This window comes from Thalassoroseus pseudoceratinae (genome assembly GCF_011634775.1).
Taxonomy (GTDB): domain Bacteria; phylum Planctomycetota; class Planctomycetia; order Planctomycetales; family Planctomycetaceae; genus Thalassoroseus; species Thalassoroseus pseudoceratinae.
The window spans coordinates 533,165-556,801 of record NZ_JAALXT010000006.1; the positions used below are offsets into that span (position 1 = coordinate 533,165).

The 23,637-nt window shown below is 54.8% G+C and carries 18 protein-coding genes; 11 read left to right on the forward strand and 7 right to left on the reverse strand.

The features are described from left to right. Positions 1 to 37: 37 nt before the first annotated feature. The 3 genes from G6R38_RS22670 to G6R38_RS22680 all read left to right on the forward strand — a co-directional run bounded on the left by G6R38_RS22670 (position 38) and on the right by G6R38_RS22680 (position 2,776). The gene (locus tag G6R38_RS22670) at positions 38 to 1,471 is read left to right on the forward strand and encodes a sulfatase family protein (protein WP_166831042.1); all 1,434 of its coding nucleotides are present in this window, start codon (positions 38 to 40) and stop codon (positions 1,469 to 1,471) included. Positions 1,472 to 1,539: 68 nt separating this feature from the next. Then, complete coding sequence (locus G6R38_RS22675; RefSeq protein ID WP_166831043.1) at positions 1,540 to 2,403, forward strand: kinetochore Spc7 family protein; 864 nt, start codon at positions 1,540 to 1,542, stop codon at positions 2,401 to 2,403. Between the two features lie 124 nt (positions 2,404 to 2,527). Beyond that, a complete protein-coding gene (locus G6R38_RS22680) occupies positions 2,528 to 2,776 on the forward strand; it encodes a type II secretion system protein (RefSeq protein WP_166831044.1) in 249 nt (82 codons plus the stop codon). Positions 2,777 to 2,836: 60 nt separating this feature from the next. Here the strand turns inward: G6R38_RS22680 and G6R38_RS22685 are convergent, their stop codons facing one another. Beyond that, positions 2,837 to 3,307 (reverse strand): REP-associated tyrosine transposase, encoded by a 471-nt coding sequence (locus tag G6R38_RS22685; RefSeq protein WP_166831045.1) that lies wholly within the window; start codon positions 3,305 to 3,307, stop codon positions 2,837 to 2,839. A 491-nt stretch (positions 3,308 to 3,798) separates the two neighbouring features. Here G6R38_RS22685 and G6R38_RS22690 point away from each other — a divergent pair, with 491 nt between their 5' ends. Together G6R38_RS22690 and G6R38_RS22695 are read left to right on the forward strand one after the other, a co-directional pair. After that, the gene (locus tag G6R38_RS22690; protein ID WP_166831046.1) at positions 3,799 to 5,013 is read left to right on the forward strand and encodes an Lpg1974 family pore-forming outer membrane protein; all 1,215 of its coding nucleotides are present in this window, start codon (positions 3,799 to 3,801) and stop codon (positions 5,011 to 5,013) included. Positions 5,014 to 5,185: 172 nt separating this feature from the next. Further along, the gene (locus G6R38_RS22695) at positions 5,186 to 7,879 is read left to right on the forward strand and encodes a hypothetical protein (RefSeq protein WP_166831047.1); all 2,694 of its coding nucleotides are present in this window, start codon (positions 5,186 to 5,188) and stop codon (positions 7,877 to 7,879) included. Between the two features lie 27 nt (positions 7,880 to 7,906). Here G6R38_RS22695 and G6R38_RS22700 read toward each other — a convergent pair whose 3' ends face one another. Next, positions 7,907 to 9,058, reverse strand: coding sequence for a hypothetical protein (locus G6R38_RS22700; protein ID WP_166831048.1), 1,152 nt, complete (start codon positions 9,056 to 9,058; stop codon positions 7,907 to 7,909). Between the two features lie 257 nt (positions 9,059 to 9,315). On the opposite strand from G6R38_RS22700, the gene G6R38_RS22705 reads away from it, so the two are divergent. Next, a complete protein-coding gene (locus tag G6R38_RS22705) occupies positions 9,316 to 10,923 on the forward strand; it encodes a cation:proton antiporter (RefSeq protein ID WP_206028684.1) in 1,608 nt (535 codons plus the stop codon). Positions 10,924 to 11,114: 191 nt separating this feature from the next. On the opposite strand, the gene G6R38_RS22710 is transcribed toward G6R38_RS22705, so the two are convergent. Together G6R38_RS22710 and G6R38_RS22715 are read right to left on the reverse strand one after the other, a co-directional pair. After that, on the reverse strand, positions 11,115 to 12,605 hold the full coding sequence (locus G6R38_RS22710) for a hypothetical protein (protein WP_166831049.1): 1,491 nt from the start codon (positions 12,603 to 12,605) through the stop codon (positions 11,115 to 11,117). 74 nt (positions 12,606 to 12,679) lie between these two features. Further along, positions 12,680 to 13,663: an adenosine kinase gene (locus G6R38_RS22715; RefSeq protein ID WP_166831050.1), complete on the reverse strand. Its 984-nt coding sequence runs from the start codon at positions 13,661 to 13,663 to the stop codon at positions 12,680 to 12,682. A 142-nt stretch (positions 13,664 to 13,805) separates the two neighbouring features. Between G6R38_RS22715 and G6R38_RS22720 the strand changes: the two genes are divergently transcribed. Next, on the forward strand, positions 13,806 to 15,104 hold the full coding sequence (locus tag G6R38_RS22720) for a PQQ-like beta-propeller repeat protein (RefSeq protein WP_166831051.1): 1,299 nt from the start codon (positions 13,806 to 13,808) through the stop codon (positions 15,102 to 15,104). A 56-nt stretch (positions 15,105 to 15,160) separates the two neighbouring features. Here the strand turns inward: G6R38_RS22720 and G6R38_RS22725 are convergent, their stop codons facing one another. Next, positions 15,161 to 15,694, reverse strand: coding sequence for a hypothetical protein (locus G6R38_RS22725; RefSeq protein WP_166831052.1), 534 nt, complete (start codon positions 15,692 to 15,694; stop codon positions 15,161 to 15,163). An 891-nt stretch (positions 15,695 to 16,585) separates the two neighbouring features. Here G6R38_RS22725 and G6R38_RS22730 point away from each other — a divergent pair. Continuing rightward, entirely contained in the window at positions 16,586 to 17,647 is a 1,062-nt protein-coding gene (locus G6R38_RS22730) for a GNAT family N-acetyltransferase (RefSeq protein ID WP_166831053.1), read from the forward strand. Between the two features lie 144 nt (positions 17,648 to 17,791). On the opposite strand, the gene G6R38_RS22735 is transcribed toward G6R38_RS22730, so the two are convergent. Together G6R38_RS22735 and G6R38_RS22740 are read right to left on the reverse strand one after the other, a co-directional pair. Next, positions 17,792 to 18,598: a hypothetical protein gene (locus tag G6R38_RS22735; RefSeq protein WP_166831054.1), complete on the reverse strand. Its 807-nt coding sequence runs from the start codon at positions 18,596 to 18,598 to the stop codon at positions 17,792 to 17,794. 158 nt (positions 18,599 to 18,756) lie between these two features. Then, complete coding sequence (locus G6R38_RS22740; RefSeq protein ID WP_166831055.1) at positions 18,757 to 19,971, reverse strand: rhomboid family intramembrane serine protease; 1,215 nt, start codon at positions 19,969 to 19,971, stop codon at positions 18,757 to 18,759. A gap of 204 nt (positions 19,972 to 20,175) precedes the next feature. Here G6R38_RS22740 and G6R38_RS22745 point away from each other — a divergent pair, with 204 nt between their 5' ends. The 3 genes from G6R38_RS22745 (at position 20,176) to G6R38_RS22755 (ending at position 23,294) form a co-directional block, all read left to right on the forward strand. Continuing rightward, the gene (locus G6R38_RS22745) at positions 20,176 to 21,234 is read left to right on the forward strand and encodes a transaldolase family protein (protein WP_166831056.1); all 1,059 of its coding nucleotides are present in this window, start codon (positions 20,176 to 20,178) and stop codon (positions 21,232 to 21,234) included. A gap of 142 nt (positions 21,235 to 21,376) precedes the next feature. Further along, a complete protein-coding gene (locus G6R38_RS22750; protein ID WP_166831057.1) occupies positions 21,377 to 22,291 on the forward strand; it encodes a zinc ribbon domain-containing protein in 915 nt (304 codons plus the stop codon). After that, on the forward strand, positions 22,284 to 23,294 hold the full coding sequence (locus G6R38_RS22755) for a hypothetical protein (protein WP_166831058.1): 1,011 nt from the start codon (positions 22,284 to 22,286) through the stop codon (positions 23,292 to 23,294). The genes G6R38_RS22750 and G6R38_RS22755 overlap by 8 nt, the downstream gene beginning before the upstream one ends. Positions 23,295 to 23,637: the final 343 nt, after the last annotated feature.

A 23,637-nucleotide genomic window follows, 5' to 3' on the forward strand; every position in this document is an offset into this window, starting at 1 on the left:
ATGAGTCATCGAATTCATCTCGACGGGACATTTCGCCATGACGGATCACCGACCGAACATCATCTTTATCATCACCGACCAACAACGATTTGATACCATTCGCTCGCTCGGAGCGGACTACGTCGATACGCCGAATATCGACCGCTTGGTCAACGAAGGCACCACGTTCACGAATTGCCACATCAGTGCCCCGTCGTGTGCCCCGTCGCGAGCCAGTCTGTTCACCGGCTACTACCCGCACACGACCGGTATCCTCAAGAACGCCGACCGGTGGCGGCATTCGTGGATTGAAGACCTGCAAGCAAGCGGCTATCGCACGGTGAACGTCGGCAAGATGCACACGTATCCGTATGACACACCGCTTGGATTCGATGAACGGTACGTCGTCGAGAACAAAGACCGTTATCTGGAGGAACGCTGGTACTTCGACGAGTGGGACAAAGCCCTCCGCGCTCGCGGATTGGTCAAGCAGCAACGCGAACTCTATCGGCAACGGCCCGATTACCGTGATTGTCTGGGGGCGTTTGATTGGGAACTCGATCCCGATATGCAACCGGATAACTTCGTCGGTGATTTCGCATCGTGGTGGATTCGCACGAAACCCAAAGACGATCGGCCGTTGTTTCTGGAGATCGGTTTCCCCGGCCCGCATCCGCCGTATGACCCCACGCCGGAACTCGCCGAGAAATACATGGCGAGAGACTTGCCGTTGATGGACGTCACCGACGAGGAACTCGCGGGGCAACCGGCGGCGTTCAAAGAGCTGCGGGAACACAACACGGAAGTCGATCACGATTCCGTCGTGCATCAACTCAACCCCTCCCGCGAAGACCGACATCGTCAACGGGCGTATTACCTGGCGAATGTGGAACTGATCGACACGCAAGTCGGGCAGATCATGGACGCGTTGGAATCGAAAGGCTACTTGGAAAATTCGGTGGTGATTTTCACATCCGATCATGGCGACTGTCTGACCGATCACGGGCACAGTCAGAAATGGACGATGTACGACACAATCATGCGGATGCCACTCGTCGTGTGGTCACCGAACCGTTTTGCCGCCGGGAAAAAGATCGACGGCTTGTGCCAACAAATGGACATCGGCCCGGCAATTTTGGAGTTAGCCGGTCTGACTCCGTCACCGACGATGGAAGCGAAATCGCTGCTGCCGGCGCTCGAAGACAAATCGTGGACGCCGCGGGAATACGTCTTCGCCGAACACGCCCGCGACGGCATCCTCACCGGGACGGCGTTCATGTCGATGGTGCGGAGCGAGCGTTGGAAACTCGTCAACTTCGTCGACCACCCCGACGGCCAACTCTTCGACCTGGAAACCGACCCCGACGAAATCCAAAACCTCTGGGACAGCCCCGCCCATCAAGTGAAAAGACAAGAACTCACCGAAGTCATGCTCAAATGGCGAATGGCCAGCGGCATCCAAACGAGCACCGTGTTTCAAGATTGCCGATGACGGTAGAATGAATAACCGGCCAAGTTTCAACGGAAGCCTTTTCGGGCATTGAGAGAAAGCCAAATTCGATGCATTTTCGCGCTATTCGAAATTGGAGTTTGACGCTCCTGACCTTGGCAATCACATTCGGATGCAACAACGGTTCGACTCCGTCTGAGGAACTGCTGGAAAGCGATACATCCGAAAATGGTTCAGTAGAGTCCGAAATACCAAGTCAAGCTCTGCTCTCGGAAGATCGTTCCCGTACGACGGCGGAGTACATAGACGCCGGGATGCCGTCGCCAGAACGAACCTGGACTGGCAATGACCTTGCACGCGCAGCAAACGTTCTGAGTTCAATTTATCAAACCAATCCGCAGGCTTTACCGAAATTTCAGAACGATAAATCGGGAGAAGTTTTCGCCAAGCTCGTCTCCGCCGAGAACTTGGAGTTCCATCATAATGCTTCGCTTCCACTGCCACAGCGAATCAATGATGCCTTTGCTTTGCTGCAAGCCATTGGCCAAATCACGAAGCTGTATCTGACCGCGCACAATCAGGGCTACGTCGAGGGAAGCGAGTTTGTGGAATTCGCTGGATTTCAGTTGCGCACGGTTGTTGTCATTAGCGAGCTTGTCGACGAATTTGTACCAACGCTCGATGCCAATGATCCGGATTACGGAGTCAGAATGCAGGGATTGGAACAGATGCGGTCCGGATTGGCGACCGTTGTCGCCGGAAGTCTTCTATCGCTGACTGAAACCTCGGTCTATGCGGTTGAAGATCGCCGTCGCATGATCGATTATCTCAGCGAAACACTCCCCGAAATTCTGCCGCGATTGAGTTCCGCAAATCGACAGGAAACCTTGGTTCGATTGAAAGAACTTGCCAATGATCCATCACTTCAGGATCTCAAACCAGAATTGACCGCACTCCAATCCAAGTTGAAATGATTTGCAGTGATTCGTAGGGTGGTCGCTTCGTGTGCCACTGGCGTCGCGCCAGTGCGATTGACCAAGACGCTCTCCCTGTGAAGCACGGCTCACAGGGCCGTGGCACACCGTTTCGGTAGTTGTCATGAATCATTCGTCCAACGATCGCAATGCCGGGTTAAGCCGACTGGAAACTTTGGTCGTGCTCGGCGTGATTGCGATTCTCGTTGCGCTCGTTGTGCCGGCAGTGCAGTCGGCTCGCGAAGCCGCTCGGCGAACCGAGTGTAAGAATCAACTCAAGCAATTTGCGATTGCGCTTCACAACTATCACGAAGTCAATCAGCAACTGCCGCAGGGTGGCCCAGTTTGCTTGCAAACTGGGATCACGAAGTGATCAAGAGGTCGCGCGTCAGTCGACCCAACTGATGGGAACTCCCACGGATTTCCCTTCCTCTTACCATTTGGCGGAACTCCACCGCCAGTCCACACACTTTTCGACAAAGCCCGCCCGCACTGGGTTCATATGCAAGTAGACTAGCTTTTCTTCCAGTTTGTCACGCGAGTAGATTTCGAAAGCGTAATACTTCGGGGTCCAGAATCGGTCTCCCAAGTCGATGTTCTCAAAGTAAGCTGCCTGCTCATCCCGATACCAGTTTCGAATTGCGTAACTCGAAAGTCTTTTCCAACTCTGCATGAATCGACTCAACTGGCCTGTTTTTGGAAACCAGATGATGACATGGACGTGATCAGGCATCACGACAAAGCCCACACATTTGGCAGATTGCCGATTCAGTTGGGCATTCAAGTGTCCGAGCAAAATCCTTTTAGCATGATCTTCATCAAGCAGCGCCCGTCTGCGATGACACGAAAACGTCACGAAGTGACAATACAACTGGTCATCGACAATCCGACGAGAATCACTCATCCCACGATTGTGAACAGAATCACCCCATCAAACAACCTCTTGCTGCTCCGCAGCCCAGAAAGAAATCTTTCCGGGCCACCCCGTGTGTCGTGGGGTGCGTCGTAACGCACCACAGTTCCGCCTCGAATATTGGTGCGTCGCGATGCACCTTACTTTCTTGCAGCGATTGATCGCGCGCGATCCTTCATCAAATCCTCTCGCAGTCACACAGAAACGCCGAAATCACCGAAGGCGAATCTCGGAAAAAATCGGGAAACCGAAAACTTCACTCAAGAGTTGGTGTTGACTCATTTCGGAAGTTGTGCAAAATCCCGGCCCGACATCTCTCTGCTGTTACTCACAGCTGTCGAACTCAACCAACCATAATCACAGATTGACGTTTCAGCCTCCGCCGTTTGCCGGGGCGTGATGCATCTTGGTTTGTGAGCGTGGGCGGTCAAAATCTCTCAACAACTCACAATCTCTCAATTCTCGCAAGGGTAGGACCAGCCGTGAATGCGTCCATTCTCTGCCTTATGGGGCTGCTGACTGCACCGCCAGCCGGTGACGCTCCCCAGACGACGTCACATGCCGATACCCAGGTTGTCACCGTGTTCCGGGGGCAAAGTCCAGGGTTTCAAGCTCCGATCGTAATCCAAGGCGACGGCACCACGCCGACGTTTCAATCCGGTCCGGTGCTGAGCGCTCCCGAGACATTCGGACCACCCGCAACCAGCGGACCAGTCCTGGCCGAACCGAATTTTGGAGGACCCTCGTTCGGTGGACCGGCATTGCCGCCGTCGACTGTGATTCAACCGTCGGTTGACCCCTTCCTACCAGGACCGCCACCACCGGGGAGTCCGCTCGCCGGAAACGGCTTGGTGTTCGGCGGATATTACTTCGGATATGAAGCCGTCATCGTCAAACCGTACTTCAGTTCCAACAGTGCCGTGAACGCCGAAGCCATCGGCAACCCACGTGACGATCGCTTGATCGACTTCGACTGGAGCTTGGAATACAGCACCCGTTACACGCTGGGTTATTCCGGCAGCGACGGGTTCGGTGGTCGGGTGCGGTATTGGGAGTTCGGCGAAGACGCGGACGAATCAGCCGTGGCGAGCCCGAATCAATTGTTAACCAACCAATACGTCAACCGTGGTGCACTCGTGACGGCCGGTCCCGGTCAACGATATGTCGCACGACAAAACTTGGGTCTGGACGTGTTCGATGTGGAAGGCACCTTCCATCGTGACAACGCTCGCCACGCATTTACGGCTTCGGTTGGGGTTCGGTTCGCTGAACTCGACGAAGACCTGACGACCGCTGCATTCACGGCGGCTGGGGCACCGATATCGTCTTCGATTCGAGACTACAACTTCCGCGGCGTCGGCCCGACAGTCTCGCTGCTCGGACGCAAACGCTTGTGGACCACCAACTGGGCCATCTTCGCATCCGGCCGGTTCTCGCTTCTGTATGGCGAATCGCAGGAAAACTCCACCGGGCAAGACGTCATCGGAGCGTACTCCTTCCGACACAACAGCTACGACCGTATTGTGCCGGTCGTGGAACTGCAAACGGGTGTCGAGTGGTCGCAACCGTGTGAATGTTTCGGTGGAAGCACGTTCTTCGCACGAGCCGGGCTTGAGGGACAATCGTGGATCGATTCACTCCCGAACGGCGATCTCGGTTTCCTCGGTGCCACCTTCGGAGCCGGTTGGGCTTTCTAAACCGAGCGGACCACTTGCGATCCGCAAAACGCACCTGAACCATTCAATCCGCACAACAGTGACCGACCGGTCAAACCTGAACGAGTCCGACCTGCTTGGTCGATCTCTCAATGAAGGGTTTCCGTCGGCGAATGTGATGCGACTTGAATGGTTTTTTGCTTGAGTGACGTGTATGGCGTGGCGGTGTTGGCTCATTCTGGCGGGGATTTTGGCGACCACAACCGCCGAGTCGGTTGCCGATGCGCCGTCGTTGAATCGAGTTGTCAGTTACTCGTTCGAAGCCAACGAAGACTTGGACTACGACGATTTACCCGACGACTGGACCCGACGACGCGGTCCCGAATTTCCTCACTATGTGCCGATCGAGATTGACCCCAAGTCGCCCGCTGTCGAAGGCACGCGGAGCTTGTGCATTGAATCGAACGGTGGCCGGGCGATTCTTTATTCCCCGCCGCAAAAGATCGATGCCCGCCACACCTACGTTTTCAACGGATTCATCCGCACGGAACAACTGAAGAACGATGCGGCGTTGATTTCGGTTTCGTTTCTCAACCACAAACGCCAGCGGGTGCAACGCTGGCTAGGACCGGCGGTTTCCGGCACGCACGCCGATTGGGTGCCGATTCAGTTGGGGCCGCTCGAACCAAACGAAGATGTGCGGTTTGTCGTCTTTGGATGTCATTTGGTAACGAGTCAGCAAGTCGATCTCGGCGGCAAAGCGTGGTTCGACGATTTGTCGCTCGTCCAAAGACCCCGATTGACATTTCGCGACGACGCCCTGACCCACCTGGTCGGTCGCGACCGTCCCGTCCGGTTGACGACATCCATCAGCGGATTGGATGAACTTCCATCGCGAATCATTCCGAACATCGCGGGACTCTCGTTGATGCCCTTCGCTTGGCTCAAACAGCCGGCGGAATACACCCTGGATCTGTCTCTGATGGATCGTAGTGGCCAGGTGCTGCGTTCCCATCAGATCGAATTGCCAACCGATCCGCCCGACGACGTGGAAACATCGGATTGGTTGCCGGATCACACGTGGACGATCGACCCACCCGACTACGGCTATTACCGGATTCGGGCCGTGCTGAAATCGAATCAAACGCCGCTGGCGGATTTCGAGACGGTGTTGCTGGTGCTCGATTGGGCCGAACCGAGTCCGCAAACCGAGTTTGGTTGGTCGCTCGCGGAGGCCATTCCCGAGCAGCGAATGAATGACATTTTGTTCCTGGCCAAGCAAGGCGGAATCCATTGGCTCAAGGTGCCGTTGTGGTCGATGGCGTACAGCGGCGGTGCTCGTGGAAATGCCAAGCTGACCAATTTTCTCACCGACTTAAACGCCAATCGGATCACACCTGTCGGAATTTTGAGCGATCCACCACCGGATTTGGCCCGCAAGTTCGACGGAAATTGGGCCGGCGTCAGCGACCTATTCCGTCTCAAACCGAGTGTCTGGTGGCCGTATCTCGAACCGGTGGCCGCTCGATATTCCACGATCATTCGGAATTGGCAACTTGGAACCGACCGCGATACCAGCTTCCAAGGGCTTTCGAACCTGACGGAAACAACCAATACGGTTCGCAAGCAGTTCCGGGAACTCAGTGGTGGTGTGCAAATTGGAATTCCCTGGGATGCGGTTACTCCACCCCCGAGCACGCAACTGCCTGGGGTGTTCTTCGCGTTGGGGAACCTGGAACGATCGCAACGCGGACAACCGGACAATCAACCCGCGTTGGACTGGGCGGAGCAATCCCGATCCACACGAAACCCGCGTTGGCTCACCTTGCGACCATTGTCAGCGTCGTCGGCAACGATCGACGAACGTGCCGCAGACTTGGTTCGGCAAATGGTCGCCGCCAAAATTGCAGGAGCCGATCGCATTTTCTTCGGCGAGACGGTGGACGAATCCGATGGGTTGCTGACTCCGGACGGCTCGCCGACGCAACTGTTCCTTCCCTGGCGAACCGCCGCAATTGCGTTGCAGGGTGCCACATATTTAGGTTCGCTGCAAATGCCCTATGGCAGCAAAAACCACGTCTTTGAACATCCGCAGGGTGATGTGGTTTGCGTCATTTGGAATGAAGAACCGGTCATCGAGGAGTTTTATCTCGGTGATCCGTCACAAGTCGTCGCAACGACGGTCTGGGGCGAACCGAAGGACATTCCGTCGGACCCGCAAAGCAATCGGCAACAACTCGCGATCGGTCCGATGCCGTTGATCGTTCGCGGTTGTTCGGCACCGATCACCAAATGGCGGTTGGCGATTCAGTTCGCGAAAGGTCGATTGCCGAGCGAAACCGGAATCCACGAGGACGCCATCATCGGACGAAATCCGTTCCCGCAAGGAGTGCGTGGCACGGTCACAGTCAGCGGGCCGTCCGAATGGGAAATCGAACCCGGGACGATCCCGTTTCAACTTGGTGCAGGGGAAAGCTTCCGCAAATCGATGCTCGTCACCCTGCCGTTGCTCGTCACATTGGGTCCCCAGTGGACCGCCTTGGACTTCGAATTGGAAGCCGATCGACTATATCAATTCCGCGTTTACCGACCGTATACCATCGGTTTAGGGGACATCGAAATTCGCGTGACCGATCGAAAACTGGCGAACGGTACGTTGGAGGTCGAACTGGAATTAATCAACAACATCAAGCCGGAAGCCGAACTCGATTTCGAGTGCAGCTTGTTCGTTCCCGGCATGAAACGCGAACGGGTTTTGATGACGAAACTCGGACAAGGCACGGGAACAAAACTGTTCACCATCCCGAATGCCAATCGTTACTTCGGCAAGGAATTTTGGATCCGAGCCGAACAACTCGATGGCCGTCGCGTTCTCAATTACCGCTGGCGAATCGGACGAGAGTGGTAGTTCAGTTCCCGTGTTCCTGCCACGAGGTTACGAACTCAAAAGCCGATTCAAGCCGGTATTGAGGGACACGAAGAACAAGCTATCGCCCCCGGTTTCTTCGATCGTCACCACGCTGGAATAGGCGTTTCCATTGACCGCACCTCGTGGGACACAGTCAGAATCAATGTTCAATGACGGCGTGTCCGCATTCGGATCCGCAAAGCCGATCCGGTTCTGACCGGTGAATTGGTTCCACAGGAAGATGTCTTCGAAACCATCGTCATTGTAATCGCCGACCACAACATGCTGGAACAAATCGCCGTTGAACGCCGCCGGATTGACAGCATCGTCGGTGGGTGTTTTCTTGACGATCGGTCCGCTCGGCCCGGGAACCGTTTCCACCTCGAACACTCGCACATCACCGGTGGTCAGATTGACAAAGACAAGCTCGTCGTTATCGAAGAACGAATCGGGACCGTCTGGCGAGAAGTTGCCCGCCCGAACCAATCGGAAGTCGTTGCCATTGATGCCCCGAGGATCCAGGAAGTTGGTTTCGATTCGCCCCAAGTCTGTGTCCTGACCGGTCGTAACCACATTGAACACTGCAAATCGGTTGCGTCCGGTGACCTGATTCCAGAAGAAGATTTCCTCGCTTCCACCATCATTGAATTCACCGGATGTGATATTCTGGAAATCGTTGCCGTTAATCGCTCCCGTGGGCACGACTTCCGTTTCGACATTCGCATTGACAAGGTTCGCGGTGGTGTTGATGTGAGCCAACCGATTTCGACCGCTCGCCGGATTCCAGAAGAACAAATCCGTCGTGCCGTTGCCGTCATACGATCCCGCAACCACGTGCACGAAGTCGCGTCCGTTGATGGCTCCCGGTGCGATCGCATTGGTGGTGAAGACGAAGTTATTGCCACTGCGAATCACAAACCGATTCGCCCCGCTCACGCTGTTCCAGGCGAAGATGTCGTCGTCTTGTCCGTCGCCATCGAAATCGCCGAACGCACTCTGTTCAAAACCGTTGATCGCTGGCGGTGCCAACGGGGAATCCACAACCGTCGTCAACGGTGCGCCCGACAGCACGAGCCGTTCTTCACACGTCTCGATCGTCCTTGCCAAACCGCGGCGTTTGCTTCGCTGCTGTGGGCGGTTCGTCCATTGACTGTGCAACGTGGTCCAAAAAGACGCCATGGCCAATCTCCTGGGGCAATATAAACACTGCGATGGTTTCGATTATATTTTGTTCATCTTACCTAGTTCTTGATCACTTTAACTCGAGAAATGTGGTCACTCTGGGGGAATTATCTCGGATTGATTTTGACTGATCCGACGATTCCCTCCCGGTCTGTCATTTGCCTGGTCTGCGGAAATCACTATAGTACCGCCGGTTCCGGCACGGTTCCGCTTGGCAATTTTTCTTAATTGTTCTGCCCAGGGAGGGCTGTCACTTGTCTCCTTCGTTGCCCCGTGATCCCGCCTTGACTCATTGTCCGGTTCGTCGCCGCGTCTCTTTGATCGACCTGCTTGGCGGCATGCGATCCATTTGCTTCTGGCTGATGTTGATGTTTGGCCTGTCGTTGGCTTACGACAACGGCCTGTTCACCGATGCCCCTTGGCAATCTGCCTCTGTCTTTGCTGCGGAAGTCGAAGGTTCCGAAGCCGCCGAAGAGCATCATGAAGAACACGAGGAACACGGGCACACAAACCCCGTCACGCCAGTCCTATTGGGAATCGTGATGATTCTCGTTCTGGCGAAACTCGGGGGCGATCTTTTTGAGCGTTTCGGCATGCCAGCCGTTCTCGGGGAGTTGTCCGTCGGGATTTTGCTCGGGAATTTCCTGTTCCTCACCGGTTCGCCCGTTCTGGAAGTCCTGTTCCACGTCCCGGAGTTCGACCCTGATAACATCCCGCCGAACTACTCCCATGACGACGTGTTCTACCATCCGGCTGCGATTCTGAAGATCCTCTCACAGATCGGCGTGATTCTGCTATTGTTTGAAGTCGGTTTGGAATCGACTGTTCGCGAAATGATGTCGGTCGGTGTTTCGTCGCTGCTGGTCGCAGTGTTGGGCGTCGCCGCTCCGTTGTTGCTCGGTTGGGGCGTGGGAGCCATCTTGCTTCCCAACGAACCGTACTATGTTCACATGTTCCTCGGTGCAACGCTGTGTGCCACAAGTGTGGGGATTACCGCACGGGTGTTGAAGGATCTCGGACGCAGCAAACAACGGGAATCACAAATCATTCTGGGTGCGGCCGTCATCGACGACGTGCTTGGTTTGGTGATTCTAACCGTGGTCGTCGGCATCATTTCGTCGCAAGGTGCCGCTGCATCGGGAGGCGAATTCGGAGCCACCGATGTGCTGATCGTGATCGCCAAAGCCTGCGGTTTCCTGGTCACGGCCGTCGTGCTAGGAGCCATGATGGTCACACGTCCGTTGTTCAAGGCGTCGAGTTACCTCCGTGGACACGGCATGTTGGTTGCGGTTTCCCTGGTGATCTGCTTCGGCTTCGCGTACTTGGCAGCGTTGGTTGGACTGGAACCGATTGTCGGTGCATTCGCCGCCGGCTTGATCTTGGAACGTGCACAGTATCGGGAACTCAATGCCAAAGGCGAGCACGAACTCGAAGAAGCTTTGGCTCCACTCACGGCTCTTCTCGTGCCAATTTTCTTCGTCTACACGGGTTCGCAAGTCGACTTGGCTAGCTTCTCGAAACCGTCTGTCTGGTTGCTCGCCAGTGCCCTGACCGTGATGGCCATTCTCGGGAAACAGGTCTGTTCCTTGGGCGTGGTGGAGAAAGGGCTCAACAAAATGGCCGTCGGACTGGGCATGATTCCACGTGGGGAAGTCGGTTTGATCTTCGCCGGCGTGGGAGCAGCCTTGTTCGTTACCGTTGAAAAGAATGGCGAATTGGTTCGCGAAGCCGTCATCACCCCCGATACCAACTCGGCCATCGTGGTGATGGTGATGATCACCACCATGGTCACTCCGCCACTCCTCAAATGGTCCCTGGTCCGCGGCGACAAACCAACAGCCCCGACCGAACAATCGAGCTAAAGCAGCTCCGAGTTCGACTCCAGCAGCCGGTTTGTGTTGCTGCTGGAGGCGAACGGTTCCGACACGCGAGACGTGGACAAAACGCTCTCCGAACACCGTTGGAATCGAACTCAAAGAAGCGTGAACGAACAAAGCCCGATGGAATCACTTCCATCGGGCTTTGTTGTTTGATCGTGTCGACCAGCTCTTGACTATCGACGGTTGCGACGGTTTCCGCCACGGGAGCGACCGGAACCCGATGATTTCGGTTTCGGCTCGCGTCGAGTCAAACAGGCGATCGCGTCGGACCAGGTTGGAACCTGAGGACGCTTCGTCTCTTGGCCACTGGCTTCTTCGCTATCGTCATCGCTGTCATCGTCGTCATCAGCAGCAGCCTGAGTCGATTTCGCTGGGCTCTCATCTTTCGATCGGCCGCTCGAGCGACGAGATCGACGTCGGCGACGGCGACGGGGTCGTTCTTCTTCATCCGAATCCGAGTCATCGTCATCGTCATCGAATGCATCAGCCGACGCTGTGTCGCTCGTTTCTACCAAGTTGCCACCGAAACCATCACCGAAGTCAGCATCTTCCAGCGATTCCATGGATTCCTCATCCGAATCGTCTTGGCTGGATTGACGGTCACTTCGGCTACGTCGTTTGGACGAACGGTCCGGTCGGCGGCGACGTCGTCGACGACCACGGGGCTCGTCCGTATCATCGCTTGCCGTTTCCTCTTGGTCGGAACTGGCTTCCTCCGCCGATTCATCAGACTCGGCAACTGTCGTTGTCGGTTTGTCGTCCCGTCGGGAAGACCGTCGACGACGACGGCGGCGGCGACGGGGACGTTCTTCCTCATCCGAATCGGAATCATCGTCGGACTTGGATTTTGGAGCCGGTTGGCTTCGTGATTCGGCTTTGGCGTCTTCGTCTCGGGCACCACTTCGGCGTCGGCGGCTGCGACGGGGTGATTTCGACGTGTTGTCGTCCGAATCCCAGTCGAAGTCGTTCAACGCGTCCCAGTAGTCGTCGTCGGCTTTGTTCTCTTCTTCCCCCGACTCATCGTCTTCGTCGTCGTCTGACTCAGTCTTGCTTTTCGCTTTTGGTGCGGGCTTTGCCTTGGTCTTCGACTTGGCTGCGGGTTTGGGGGGTTCTTCGTCGTCCTCACCGAAATCACCGAAACCGGAGAGATCCAACTCGTCATCGTCGTCTTCAACCGATGCTTGACTCACGGTTTTCGCGGGAGCAGCACTCGCGGCGACTTCGTTTGCCTCTTCTTCAACCTCGGCTTCGGCGACTTCATCGTCATCATCGAATCCGGCAGAGGCGAAGTCGTCCTCCAACCCCAACTCGGCTCCGAAATCGCCGAAGTCATCATCGTCCGAGAACGAAGCCATTTGAGGCGGTTTGGATTCCACGGCGGTGGTCGCATCCGATGAGACAGCCGCTACCGGCTCCTCGGACGACTCGCTTTCGGAAGTCTCGTCCGAGGCGGATTCGTCCCGCCCTTTTCGACGACGGCGGCGACTGCGACGAAGCATTTCATCATCGTCATCGTCGTCGTCGGTATCCTCAAAATCCAACGCAACGTCTTCGTCGTCGGCTTCGACTTGTGAGGACATATCAATTCCGAACAGATTCTCCGCGAGAGAATCCCAGGAATCATCATCGCCCGGCATCGGGATATTTTTGTGATCAGTATTCATAGACGTGTAGAGTAGTCCGCAGCCAAGAGCTTTGCAAGATTCGTGATGAGATCAATACCCTACCCCGTCTGCCCCTATTTTCTCAAGGCTTCCAGTTCTTCGGGCGTGAATTTCCGTTCCATTCGGGCACCGAGTTGGCTCACGATGCGTCCGGCCGCTTGCGAAGCGAGGTGTCCCGCTTGTTTCCACGTCAGTCCGTTCGTGATGCCGTAAAGCACACCCGCGGCGTACATATCGCCGGCCCCGGTGGTGTCGATCGCCTTCACGTCCGCACTTTCAATCGGAATCGCTTGGCCTTCATGCATCAGAATCGAACCATCCGGCCCCAGCGTGAGTGCCACATTCTCGGCGTGCCGATGAATTTCGCTAGCACAATCGATCGGATCGGTCATCGTCGTCAACGCCCGACCTTCCTCCAAGTTACAGAACAGCAAATCGACTGGTCCTTCGATCAGTTCCAAGAACTCGTCCCGATGATGTTGGATCAGAAACGGGTCGGAAACCGTGAAGGCGACTTTCACGTCGTTCTTCTTGGCGAGTTCGATGGCCTTCAACGCGGCGGCACGGTTGTCGGGGCTGCCAAAGAGGTAGCCTTCGACATACACATACTTCGCCTGCTTGATGTCCTCTTCGTTGATGTCATCCGGCCCCAACGTGGATGAGACCCCCAAGTGCGTGAGCATCGTGCGTTGAGCATCGGGAGTGATGAGAATCACGCAAGTTCCGCTGTCGCCGGCACCGGGCGGAACTTCGATTTGCACGCCCAAACGTCGCATATCTTCCAGAAAGAACTTGCCGATCGCATCGTCGGACACTTTCCCCGCGTAGGCTGCTTTTCCACCGAAGTCCGCGATACCGACAATCGTGTTCGCCGCCGATCCACCGGCACATCGTGAGACATCAACACCGTCAATCGCCGAGAGCACTTTGCGTTGCGTTTCTTCATCGACGAGCGTCATCAGCCCTTTGCCGAATCGCAAATCGTTCAACGTTTCATCACTAACGCGAGCTTGGATATCCACCAAAGCATTGCCGACACCGTAAACATCGTAAGTCATCTCATCATCCCTCAAAGATTTTTGGCGTCAGGATAGTTGGATTGCGAACCAATCGCAAACGGTGACATCAGCCATTCGCAATTCCCGTTTTGGATCGGTACCATCGATCCATCAGTGAACTTTGATCACGAGGGAGACGCCGATGCGGTTTGATGTCCGAGTTCTGATGGCGATCGTGTTTCTGTCCACAACCGCATCCGCCGAGAATTGGCCGGGGTGGCGAGGTCCGCAGGGTGACGGCAGCAGTTCGGAAACCAACATCCCCACCGAATGGAATTTCGAGAAAGACGGCCCCAGCAAGAACATCGTATGGCGAGTCCCGTTGGACACCGCGACTGGCCATTCTTCGCCGATCGTCTGGGAAGACCACGTATTTCTGCTAGGAGCCGACACCGAACATAATGCCCGTGTGCTTTTGAGCTTGGATCGGAAGACCGGAAAAGAACGCTGGCGACGGACGGTGTTGAAAGCGCCCCTGGAGACTATTCATCGACTCAACAGTTACGCCTCTAGCACACCGGCGACCGATGGAAACTTGGTGTATGTGTCCTTTTTAGAAGTCGATGGCCGAACCGTTCCCGCTCCCAACGTCGGCACGCCACGACCGATCACGCCGGGGGAAATGGTCATCGCCGCCTACGATTTCGACGGTAAACTGAAGTGGAAAGTCAAACCGGGTTCATTCATCAGCGCTCACGGATTTTCGAGCAGTCCGGTCCTGTTCGAGGACTTAGTCATCGTCAACGGCGACCACGACGGACCGGCATATATTGTCGCACTCAACAAGCACACCGGCGAAACCGTCTGGAAGACCGAACGCGAGAACGGCGTGCGAAGTTATTGCACACCGCTCATCCGCGAAATCGACGGCCAACCGCAACTGATGCTCTCCGGCAGTGAATGTGTCGCCGGCTACGATCCCCGCACTGGCAAACGGTTGTGGATTGTCGATGGCCCAACAAGTCAATTCGTCGCCTCGGTGGTGATGAACGAAGGACTGCTGTTCGTCACCGGCGGCTTTCCCGACAAACACATGCTGACCATCGACCCCACCGGCACCGGCAACATCACTGACACCCACATCCGCTGGCATCACGAACGTACCGGTGTGGCGTATGTACCATCGCCAGTCGCTGTTGGACCGTATTTTGTGATCGTCTCCGATAACGGCATTGCCTCCTGCTACGACGCCGACACCGGCAAACGCCTTTGGCTCAACCGTCTCGGCCGTCGTCATAGTGCCTCCGCCGTCACCGCGAACGGCCTCGCCTACTTCCCCGACGATGACGGCATCACTTGGGTCATTCGTCCGGACGCTAAGTTTGAACTCATCGCCAAGAACAAACTCAGCGAACCGCTCTCCGCATCACCCGCGATAAGTCAGAACCAACTATTCCTACGAACCGAAAACTGCCTGTTCTGCATCGGTACAACACCATAGATGCTAAAACGAGGCAGTATGCACAACAATCACAAGTACACTGCTCTCACTTCGACTCATTTCAAGTCACCCAGTGGGAAACTGAATTCCACGGGGACTTTCAGTTGAACCCCACAGGAGAACAATAGTCGCTGCCAAAACGGCAACGTCTGTTTCCAGGCTTTGAGTCCCGCTTTGACCTTGATCAATGCCGGATGTTGATCGTCACTGACTTCGGCTAGCGTACTATAGAACCCCGGATAGTTATTATCCATCAGCATCGCTAAGGCGAAGTTCACTTTGAAGACATCTGGCGCATCCGGGCGTATGAAGATCCCTCCTGTCACGAGCAGTCGGCGATAAATATTCACTGCAGCCGAAGCGTTCCCAAGACGAAGCTGACAAACGCCCGTCGCATTGACAATCGACGGTGCCTGCGACTTCGACTTAGAAATCAACTCCAACGCTTTCTGAGGAGAATCTTCTGCCAGCAGCCTGTCAATCTCTTTGAGTAAGTCCTCAGCGCCGAGTTTTTCGGGCGAATTTCCAAGATCGATCTCTTGTCGTGCTTGTTGCCGATTATTCTTTGTGACTTGCTTTTTATAAGACATGATATCAGTTCCTATGTGTGCTGTATGAACTCTTCTGACAGAAGCAATGCGGCGCGCAATGCATGCGCAACGATTCAACGGAATCGCTTTGAGCATCACCAAGTGTGTAAGAACGATCGAAACCAAAGACATTCGATCGAGCTAACTCAGGCACGAACTAGCAAGTTGTGCCTAGACTTTGTCTACGTCAGCCAAACACAGAAGAGAACTTGCACAGAACGGCCCATCAAAGCCAACCAACTTAGCGCATGGTAGGCCTGACGATCCGGGAACCGACAAAGTGCTGTTACATCAAGTTGATAGAACGGGACCGCAACAGTTGATGTTCGAAGGTCAGGGCCGGAAGGTCGGCTCGTCTCTTGACGGAACGCATGTTGCGAGGAATTTCTTTGCGAAGAAATCGCAGCATTCGATTCGACATCTGTTATCGAGCGGTGCGACGATGCGACCGCTGGCCGCACATGATTAGAGCTGTCACATGGATTGTCGGTGCAGGTTGTCGTCGCAACAACGCTGCAAAGAAGACAGGTGAGAGTTTGAAGAAACACCGGAGCTACATCCTTCGAGGTGAGTCACTTCAAGACATACAATCCATATCAGTTACGACGAAATCCCCATGGAAATATACTCAAACGAAATCCTCTTGAATAGATGGTTTCTTATCAATTCCTTCAGCGAAAAAGAAACTATGAACCCGTACCCACTCATTCCCCGATCATGATTCCAACGACGACCACCATAGAACCACTGTTTGTTTGACCATAAATCCTGACAACATCGCGTTGCTTTTGCGAAACATGGCGTTGAGATCCGACGACTGAGGTTTGATAATTCTTTGTCGTTGGCGGCGATGGGTTCTTTTCGCGTTTCATTGCTTCGTCGACTCTTACGATGAGTGGACCGCACCTAATTCTTACAAAGCCTCGCCACGCGGAAAGTTACTCTATGCATACGTCAACCATTCCCGCTTCTGATTTGACACCCGAAATGCTGGCCACTTGGCGTGAGATCCAACGTGGAAATCCGGCGTTGAGAAACCCGTTCTTCTGTCCTGAATTCACGCAAGCGGCCGCCTTGGTTCAAGAAGAGATCCACATTGGAATCTATGTAGACAAGCCGCTTGAGATGGTCGCATTTCTACCATTCAAGCAGGTCAAAAAAGGTAAAGCCGCAGCGATCCAATTTTCTGACTATCATGGTCTAATCGCACCAGCAAATTTTAGCATTGATGGTCAATCACTATTACGAGCGTGGGGCTTGAACTCGTTTGATTTCCGCTATGTACCGACGGATCAACAACCGTTCCAAAGTTCGACGTTCGAGCAGAATGACTCACACGTCATCGACTTGAAGCAGTTTACCGATAGTGGCAAAGAGAGCCGTAAACTTCGTAAACTTGCTCGTGAAGTTGGGCCGGTGCGATTTGAGTCGCACACAACAGAGCCTGCGGTCCTGCAAAAGCTAATCGAATGGAAACGCGAGCACTGCAAGCGAACCGGTTTTGAGGACCTATTACGAGACCGCTGGACTCGCGATCTTTTAGGGGTGCTTCAGCATACACAAGCGAAGGAGTTTTCAGGACAGCTATCTGCCCTCTACGCTGGCGACCGGCTAGTGGCGGCCCATTTGGGATTGCGGTCAGCAACCGTTTGGCACTGGTGGTTCCCATCCTACGATGCAGAGTTGAGCAAGTATTCGCCAGGTCTATTAATGCTGCTCAAACTCATTGAACACGCTCAGCAGGTCGGTTGCGAGGAGTTTGATTTTGGTGTCGGGGAGGAAGGTTTTAAACAGCGTTTTGCAACTGGCGTCGTGCCTGTTGGCAAGGGATCAATGAAGGGCTCGGGTTGGCAACAAAGTGTTGCTCACAAGCTCTGGCAAGCTGACCGTCGCATTTCCCAGAGTCGTTTTGGTGACCGCTACCAATCTCTCTTCCATCACGCATCGAACTAGCAGCCACAGTTCCGCATGGTCTGTATTCGTCGGACCGTTGTGGGACAACTCCGCGTGGCGTCAAGACGCTCTCGGTCGAATGTTGGGATTCACGCTAGTTATACCATTCAGACTCGTGAATGGAGTACGATGCAGACGATCGGATTATTTCTTCTTGCGAAACAGCCCGGCGATTGCACGACCAGCGTTCTTGCCAGCCCGGCCGACATTGCGACCGAGTTTCTTCGTTTTCTGACCGATCTTTTGACCGGCTTTTTTTCCAGCCGTACCGACTGTTTTCGCGGCTTTGCCAATGGGTTTGGTATCGATGGTGATTTCCGCACCAAGTTTTCCACCGACCCCCAAAGCGGCTCCAAGTTCACCGCCCAACTTGAGTTTGCCGTCGTCCATTGAGAGATTGACACCGGCTTCCGCCCCCAAGCCCGACCACGCTTCTCCAGTGGCAGCGGCTCCCGCCGGACCGATTTCCGTGCCGAGTCTTCCGGTCGCCCGTCCCCCGGTGAATGCGTTGGCGCCAAGCCCCAAACCGTTGTTACTGATACCGGCTTCGACACCCGCTTCCGAGCCGACGAATGTTTCCCCTTGGGCATAGTTCTCGATTTCAACATTCCCAACTTGTCCGCTCTGTGAGGCCGTCGCATCGGCAAACGCTCCGGCTTGCACACCGCCGCGAGCCCCCGCAAACCAGCGTTCATCATTGCGGTCTCCGTAGGTCTTTGATTTCTGCTGCCCTTTTTGATTTCGATCGTCCGCGAAGATACCCACATCAAAGCCTGATCGTTCATCCAATCCCGCGCTCACACTCGCCTGATGCGTGACGCCATCCTTCGTCGAAGACACACCCGTCCGCTCGCGATAGGCCGCCTCGTCAAGAATCGAAGCTTCGGCGGAACTCACCGCAAAAATACATAGCGCGCCGATAACTAATGACGTGAGCTTGGGGATTCGCATCGAATGAGTCCTTTATGCAGTCTTCAACAACAGAGGCTGTGTAACCCCGTATGTCGAAAGGAACTCAAATCACGACACGAACAACAGCATTTTGAAAACGGTTCTGATAGTCTGGTTAAAATGTAAAGTCTCGCCTAGGCAATTGCAGAGCTTACAAATCAATTGGGTTTAGGCTGAATTGATCTCAGTAAATTGTTGGCTTCTTCATATAGGCGGACGGATTCAAAGTGGTGGTCGTCGTTGCCGGTTTCTAGGTATTGGATTCGCTTCTGAGTTGCTAGAAAGCGAAGTTCGAAAACTGTCTTCAGTCCGTCCCAGAGTCTCTGCTTACTTGCGGGGATGCGTTCTGGGGCATTCAAGCGAGATCGGATGGTTTCGAAGATCGGCAATACGTCGTTCTTGTATTCTTCAGCCGCTTCGATTCCATTGATGGCACCCGCTTGAAGACGGTCTTCAATGGACTGAATTTCGCGATCGGCGTCTTTTTCAAACTCTCCGATCCGTTGGTATTCCGCGGGGAAGTCGATCATCGGTCCGGGGTATTGGGTAATGCCAACCGCAACAGTTCCTGCCGTCGCCAACACGATGATCAGATTACGGATCGCTCGACTCCAACGAGTGACCTGACCAACCGGCTGACAAATAATCAAACCACCGACAATGCCAGAGAAGAATCCGCCGAGGTGTCCCGCGTTGTCAACGAGGTCTCGCAAACCAGGAGCAAACTGGAAAATGGCGAGCAATCCGATGCACTGGAACGCCAACATACGGGCTGATCGTCGCAACCGTTTCGGCCAGACTTTGCGTTGTCGCCAAGCGCACGCTAGGAACACACCGACGATCCCGAAAATCGCTCCCGACGCTCCGACGCTTGGAACATCATCATGCCAATACACACTGGCCAAGCTTCCGCATAACCCCGTTCCCAAGTACAGCAAAGCGAAACCAACATGCCCGCAGAACCGTTCGACAAACGCCCCTACTCCGTACAAGGTGAGCATGTTCATGCCGAAATGAATGAAACCGGCGTGCAGGAACAAAGCCGACGCCAACCGCCACCACTCGCCATCCGCAGTTTTCGGAGCGTAATTCGCTCCCCAGTCGATCAGAAGCATCGCCTGCCGATGCATATTCTGCGGATCGCGTCCCGGCCAAATGGCGTCGACACCATCTCGGACAAGGAAAATCATCATCACGAGATTGGCCAGAATCAACAACGGGATGACCCGAATCCGCGGCGTTTGCTTGAAGAGTCGCTGAACGAACTCCGCAAGCTCCCGGCGGTCGTCATGCGGTGCAGAGTCCATGGGACCAAACTGAGGGTCCTGCGTGTCCACTGATGTTTTTGGCTGATCGTTCGAGAGATGCTCCATGATGGAGTGATCATATCTGATCGGAATCCACTCTCAAAGCCGCGTCTCGTATCTGGCTTCCGCGGCGTCCGATCTTGTCAGGCGGCGATTCACTTTTTTCGCTAGGCCGTCGTCAAGCTGGCGAACTTGTTTGCGTCGCGTAGGCGGGTTACAACCGACGATAAGGAATTTCAAACTGACACCAACAATATGGGATGGACCGACATGACAACTCCCCTGGAATCACTTGTCGCCTGCGGAACGAAGCTCTGGCTGGATAGCGTCGATCCGGATCTCACCGTCGAAAACAAATCGCTCGGCGCGACTGGGGCCACGTCAAACCCGGTGATTATCTCGAAACTGATTTCCACCGGGCGATTCGATGACGACTTGCAAGCCCTCATGGCCGACGGACTGAGCAACGAAGAAGTCGCATGGCGGATGACCGATCAACTCGTTGGACGAGCACAAGAAGTGTTTCGAGATATCCACGAACAGACCAACGGCGACGACGGCTATGTGAGTTTCGAACTCGATCCCCTCTTGGAAGCCGAAGATTGCCCAATGACAATCCCGCAACGAACGCAGCGGTATATCGAACTTGGGAAATTGTGGTCCAAAGGGCACACGAACCGGATGATCAAGGTTCCCGCCACGGAAGCGGGGCTCGGTGCGTTGGAGGAGTTGGCCGCTCACGGGGTGACATTGAACGTCACACTGATCTTCACCGAACGACAGTACCAAGCCGCTCGTGATGCGATTTGGAAAGGAGCCCAACGACGCGAATCGCTGGACAACTTCAAATCGGTTTACAGCATTTTCGTGAGTCGCATCGACGTCTACACGCAACAACACTTTCCCCATCTCTCCCAGGAAACCCAGGGAAAAGTGGGATTGGTCAACGCCAAACGGCTCTGGAAACAGAACTCGGAATTCTGGAACACGAAGAATCTTCCCTTGCAGCAAGAGATCATTTTCGCCAGCACGGGGGTCAAAACCGAAGGCGATCCACCGGATATGTACATCTCTGCGCTCGCTGGTTCGGACATCCAAACGAATCCCCCGGAAACGAACGCAGAAATTCAGCAGATGGATGGCAAAGTCTTTGAAAAACGCGTCGATCAGATGCCGTCGGATGCCGTGCTGCAAGAAATCGACGAGAAAGTGGATTTCGCCAAAATGGAAGACGTGTTGATGCAAGAAGGCCTCAAGAAATTCGCCGACCCTCAAAAAGGCTTGCTCGAAACGATTCAACAGAAACGCGAGGCGTTGACGTCCGAATAGCGTGGACTCAACTGCGGGCGTTTGTGGGTTTTGTGTTCAGACGGTTACCGCGAACTTGCATCGGCTTGGCGAGTTCGTGAGGATTTGAACGGAGAGTCTTCATGCCGTTTCGATACCGTCGATATTCCGAGGTTTCCTGAACGTGTCCGTCACTTCCGCCTGTCCAACCTGTGGTAAACGCTTCCGATTTCCCGACGACTCGAAAGTCGGGAAGAAAATTCGCTGCCGGGAATGCGAGGAACCCTTCGTCGTCGAACCACTGGGCGACTCCGAAAAACCAACGGGAAAGCCAAAGCGCGCGAAAACCGCAGGCGGTCTTCCGCCACGCACGGTGGGCGTCAAACCCAAGCCGAAGAAGAAATCCCGCCCCAAAAGTGAGGAAGAATCCTCGAAGAAACGGAAGAGCCAGAAGAAAAAGAAGTCCAACTTCACTGGCAGCCCCGCGTTTATTGGTGGCATCAGCACGTTGGTGCTCGCCTTGCTGATCGGTGTGCCCTTCTTGTCTTCCGGTGATGACAAACCGATGGAACCGCCGGCTTCGTACACGAGCTTTCAACACGAGATCAACAACGCGTTCAAATGCGAGTACCCGTCGAACTGGAAAATGGAAAGCGGCGGCAAATCCGGTTCGGTCGTCTGGGCACGCATTGAGTTTGAAGACGTGAAAATTCGCATCCGCAGCAGCATGGGAGCCAGTGCAATCGGTGACATCGCCAGCAACATGGGTGGCGACATCCTCGGTGGTGCCGGAGGCGTTGAATTCGATGAATCCATGGCTCCGATTGCCAGCGTTCACGAGATGATGCACGATCAGTACGCTCAAGATTACAGCGGTTATCAGGAGCAGCAGCCGAAGAAAATCGAAACCGGCTTCGGCGACACACGGATTTCGGAGTTCACTGCGTCCGGAAGTTGGGGTTCGACCGTCCGTGGCGTGCGGGCGTCGATGCTGGGGCGTGATTTGCAATGGACCGTGATCTGCGACTGTCCGGAGAAAGACTGGGCGGTTTGCCAACCCGTTTTCGAGCACATCGTCAAGAGCATGAGCCGTGGCTGAGTCGTCCGGAAAACCGAATCGTCATCCGAAGCCGAACGCCAAACGACGACCGACAACACTCGTCACCTGCCCGTCCTGCAACACTCGTTTTCGTTCGCCGGTGCGGTCAAAGTCGTATGACGCCGAATGCCTGAACTGCGATGAATTGGTCACGGTTCCCGCCCGTGGTTCTCGGGAAACGCCGGAAGAACCGACTCCGCAAACGAAGCCGGAACCATCACGGCCAGGTGTGTTCGATGCCATGGCGGAAGAACGCTTCGGCGGCGAGGTCCACGTTCCCACACTGCCATTCTTGCAAGGTACGTTCTCGTTTCCGTGGTATCCGGAAATGATCTTCCGTTGGATTGGGTTGTCGTGCGGCTGTGCGATGGTTTCCGTGCTGTTTGTCGCAATGCACTGGTGTTTTTCCCGTGCGGGGGTTGGCGGGATCGGTGGTTGGTATGGAAAAGCCGGCTACGCATTGGGATTCCCAACCGGTTGGCTGTCGATCTGGACGTTCTCGTTCGCAGCCGCTTGTGGAAAGTCGATTCTGACCGAAACAGCCGCCGGGAATGATCGCGTCACCGATTGGCCGGAATCCGATTGGCGTGAGTGGGCCAGTGATCTCGTCTGGCTATTACCAGCAAATCTGACCGCGGTCGCCTTGGCATTCGGAGTTGGTCGACTCGCCGAGACGCTAAGCAACCAATCACTCTTCTGGGGAGCGGCGGGGTTGGCGCTGTTCGTGTTGTTGCCGATTTGCTTGTTATCAGTGATTGAAGCCCATACCCCATTCCTGCCGTTCTCGCCCCTCATCCTCAAAAGCCTCGGCTTCCGAACGTGGGCGTGGACGCAATTTTATTTGGCGTCGGCGGTGCTAGCAGTGATTTGGCCGGGAAGTTTGATCCTCGGCTACCAACGTGAACCCTTCTACGCCGCCGCCGTCACCGGCCCGCTAATGGCGTTGACATTGATTATCTACTGGCGGTTGTTGGGGCGACTTGGGTGGTGTTTGGTGAACTGACGGAGTTTCGTAGGCTGGGACAAATCCCAGCATTCTCGCTCTGTTATCTTTGAACTCAATATCGACTGAGGTGACTGACTGATCCAACAACCAGTGAACTCTGCGTCCATTCTCTCCTCAGGATTGGCACCGCAATGCTGGGACTTGTCCCAGCCTACAGGAACTAGCCATGCGCATACGAAAACAGCCCTGATCATTTCTGACCAGGGCTGTTCGTTTATAAACAAGGTTGATAGTTGCGTGTGAGAATCTGAGTGGACTAATTGCGTTTTGTGGGTGGTGTTCCCACGTGTGAGTTTGCACTCACTGAGGTTATGAGCTGGTATAGTGAGTCGTTCCAACG

What these genes read in the sequence shown, in the direction of transcription:
- G6R38_RS22670 (WP_166831042.1), top strand. Translation starts at nt 38, where the DNA reads ATGACGGATCACCGACCGAACATCATCTTTATCATCACCGACCAACAA.
- G6R38_RS22675 (WP_166831043.1), top strand. Translation starts at nt 1,540, where the DNA reads ATGCATTTTCGCGCTATTCGAAATTGGAGTTTGACGCTCCTGACCTTG.
- G6R38_RS22680 (WP_166831044.1), top strand. Translation starts at nt 2,528, where the DNA reads ATGAATCATTCGTCCAACGATCGCAATGCCGGGTTAAGCCGACTGGAA.
- G6R38_RS22685 (WP_166831045.1), bottom strand. Translation starts at nt 3,307, where the DNA reads ATGAGTGATTCTCGTCGGATTGTCGATGACCAGTTGTATTGTCACTTC.
- G6R38_RS22695 (WP_166831047.1), top strand. Translation starts at nt 5,186, where the DNA reads ATGGCGTGGCGGTGTTGGCTCATTCTGGCGGGGATTTTGGCGACCACA.
- G6R38_RS22700 (WP_166831048.1), bottom strand. Translation starts at nt 9,058, where the DNA reads ATGGCGTCTTTTTGGACCACGTTGCACAGTCAATGGACGAACCGCCCA.
- G6R38_RS22710 (WP_166831049.1), bottom strand. Translation starts at nt 12,605, where the DNA reads ATGAATACTGATCACAAAAATATCCCGATGCCGGGCGATGATGATTCC.
- G6R38_RS22715 (WP_166831050.1), bottom strand. Translation starts at nt 13,663, where the DNA reads ATGACTTACGATGTTTACGGTGTCGGCAATGCTTTGGTGGATATCCAA.
- G6R38_RS22720 (WP_166831051.1), top strand. Translation starts at nt 13,806, where the DNA reads ATGCGGTTTGATGTCCGAGTTCTGATGGCGATCGTGTTTCTGTCCACA.
- G6R38_RS22725 (WP_166831052.1), bottom strand. Translation starts at nt 15,694, where the DNA reads ATGTCTTATAAAAAGCAAGTCACAAAGAATAATCGGCAACAAGCACGA.
- G6R38_RS22730 (WP_166831053.1), top strand. Translation starts at nt 16,586, where the DNA reads ATGAGTGGACCGCACCTAATTCTTACAAAGCCTCGCCACGCGGAAAGT.
- G6R38_RS22735 (WP_166831054.1), bottom strand. Translation starts at nt 18,598, where the DNA reads ATGCGAATCCCCAAGCTCACGTCATTAGTTATCGGCGCGCTATGTATT.
- G6R38_RS22740 (WP_166831055.1), bottom strand. Translation starts at nt 19,971, where the DNA reads ATGGAGCATCTCTCGAACGATCAGCCAAAAACATCAGTGGACACGCAG.
- G6R38_RS22745 (WP_166831056.1), top strand. Translation starts at nt 20,176, where the DNA reads ATGACAACTCCCCTGGAATCACTTGTCGCCTGCGGAACGAAGCTCTGG.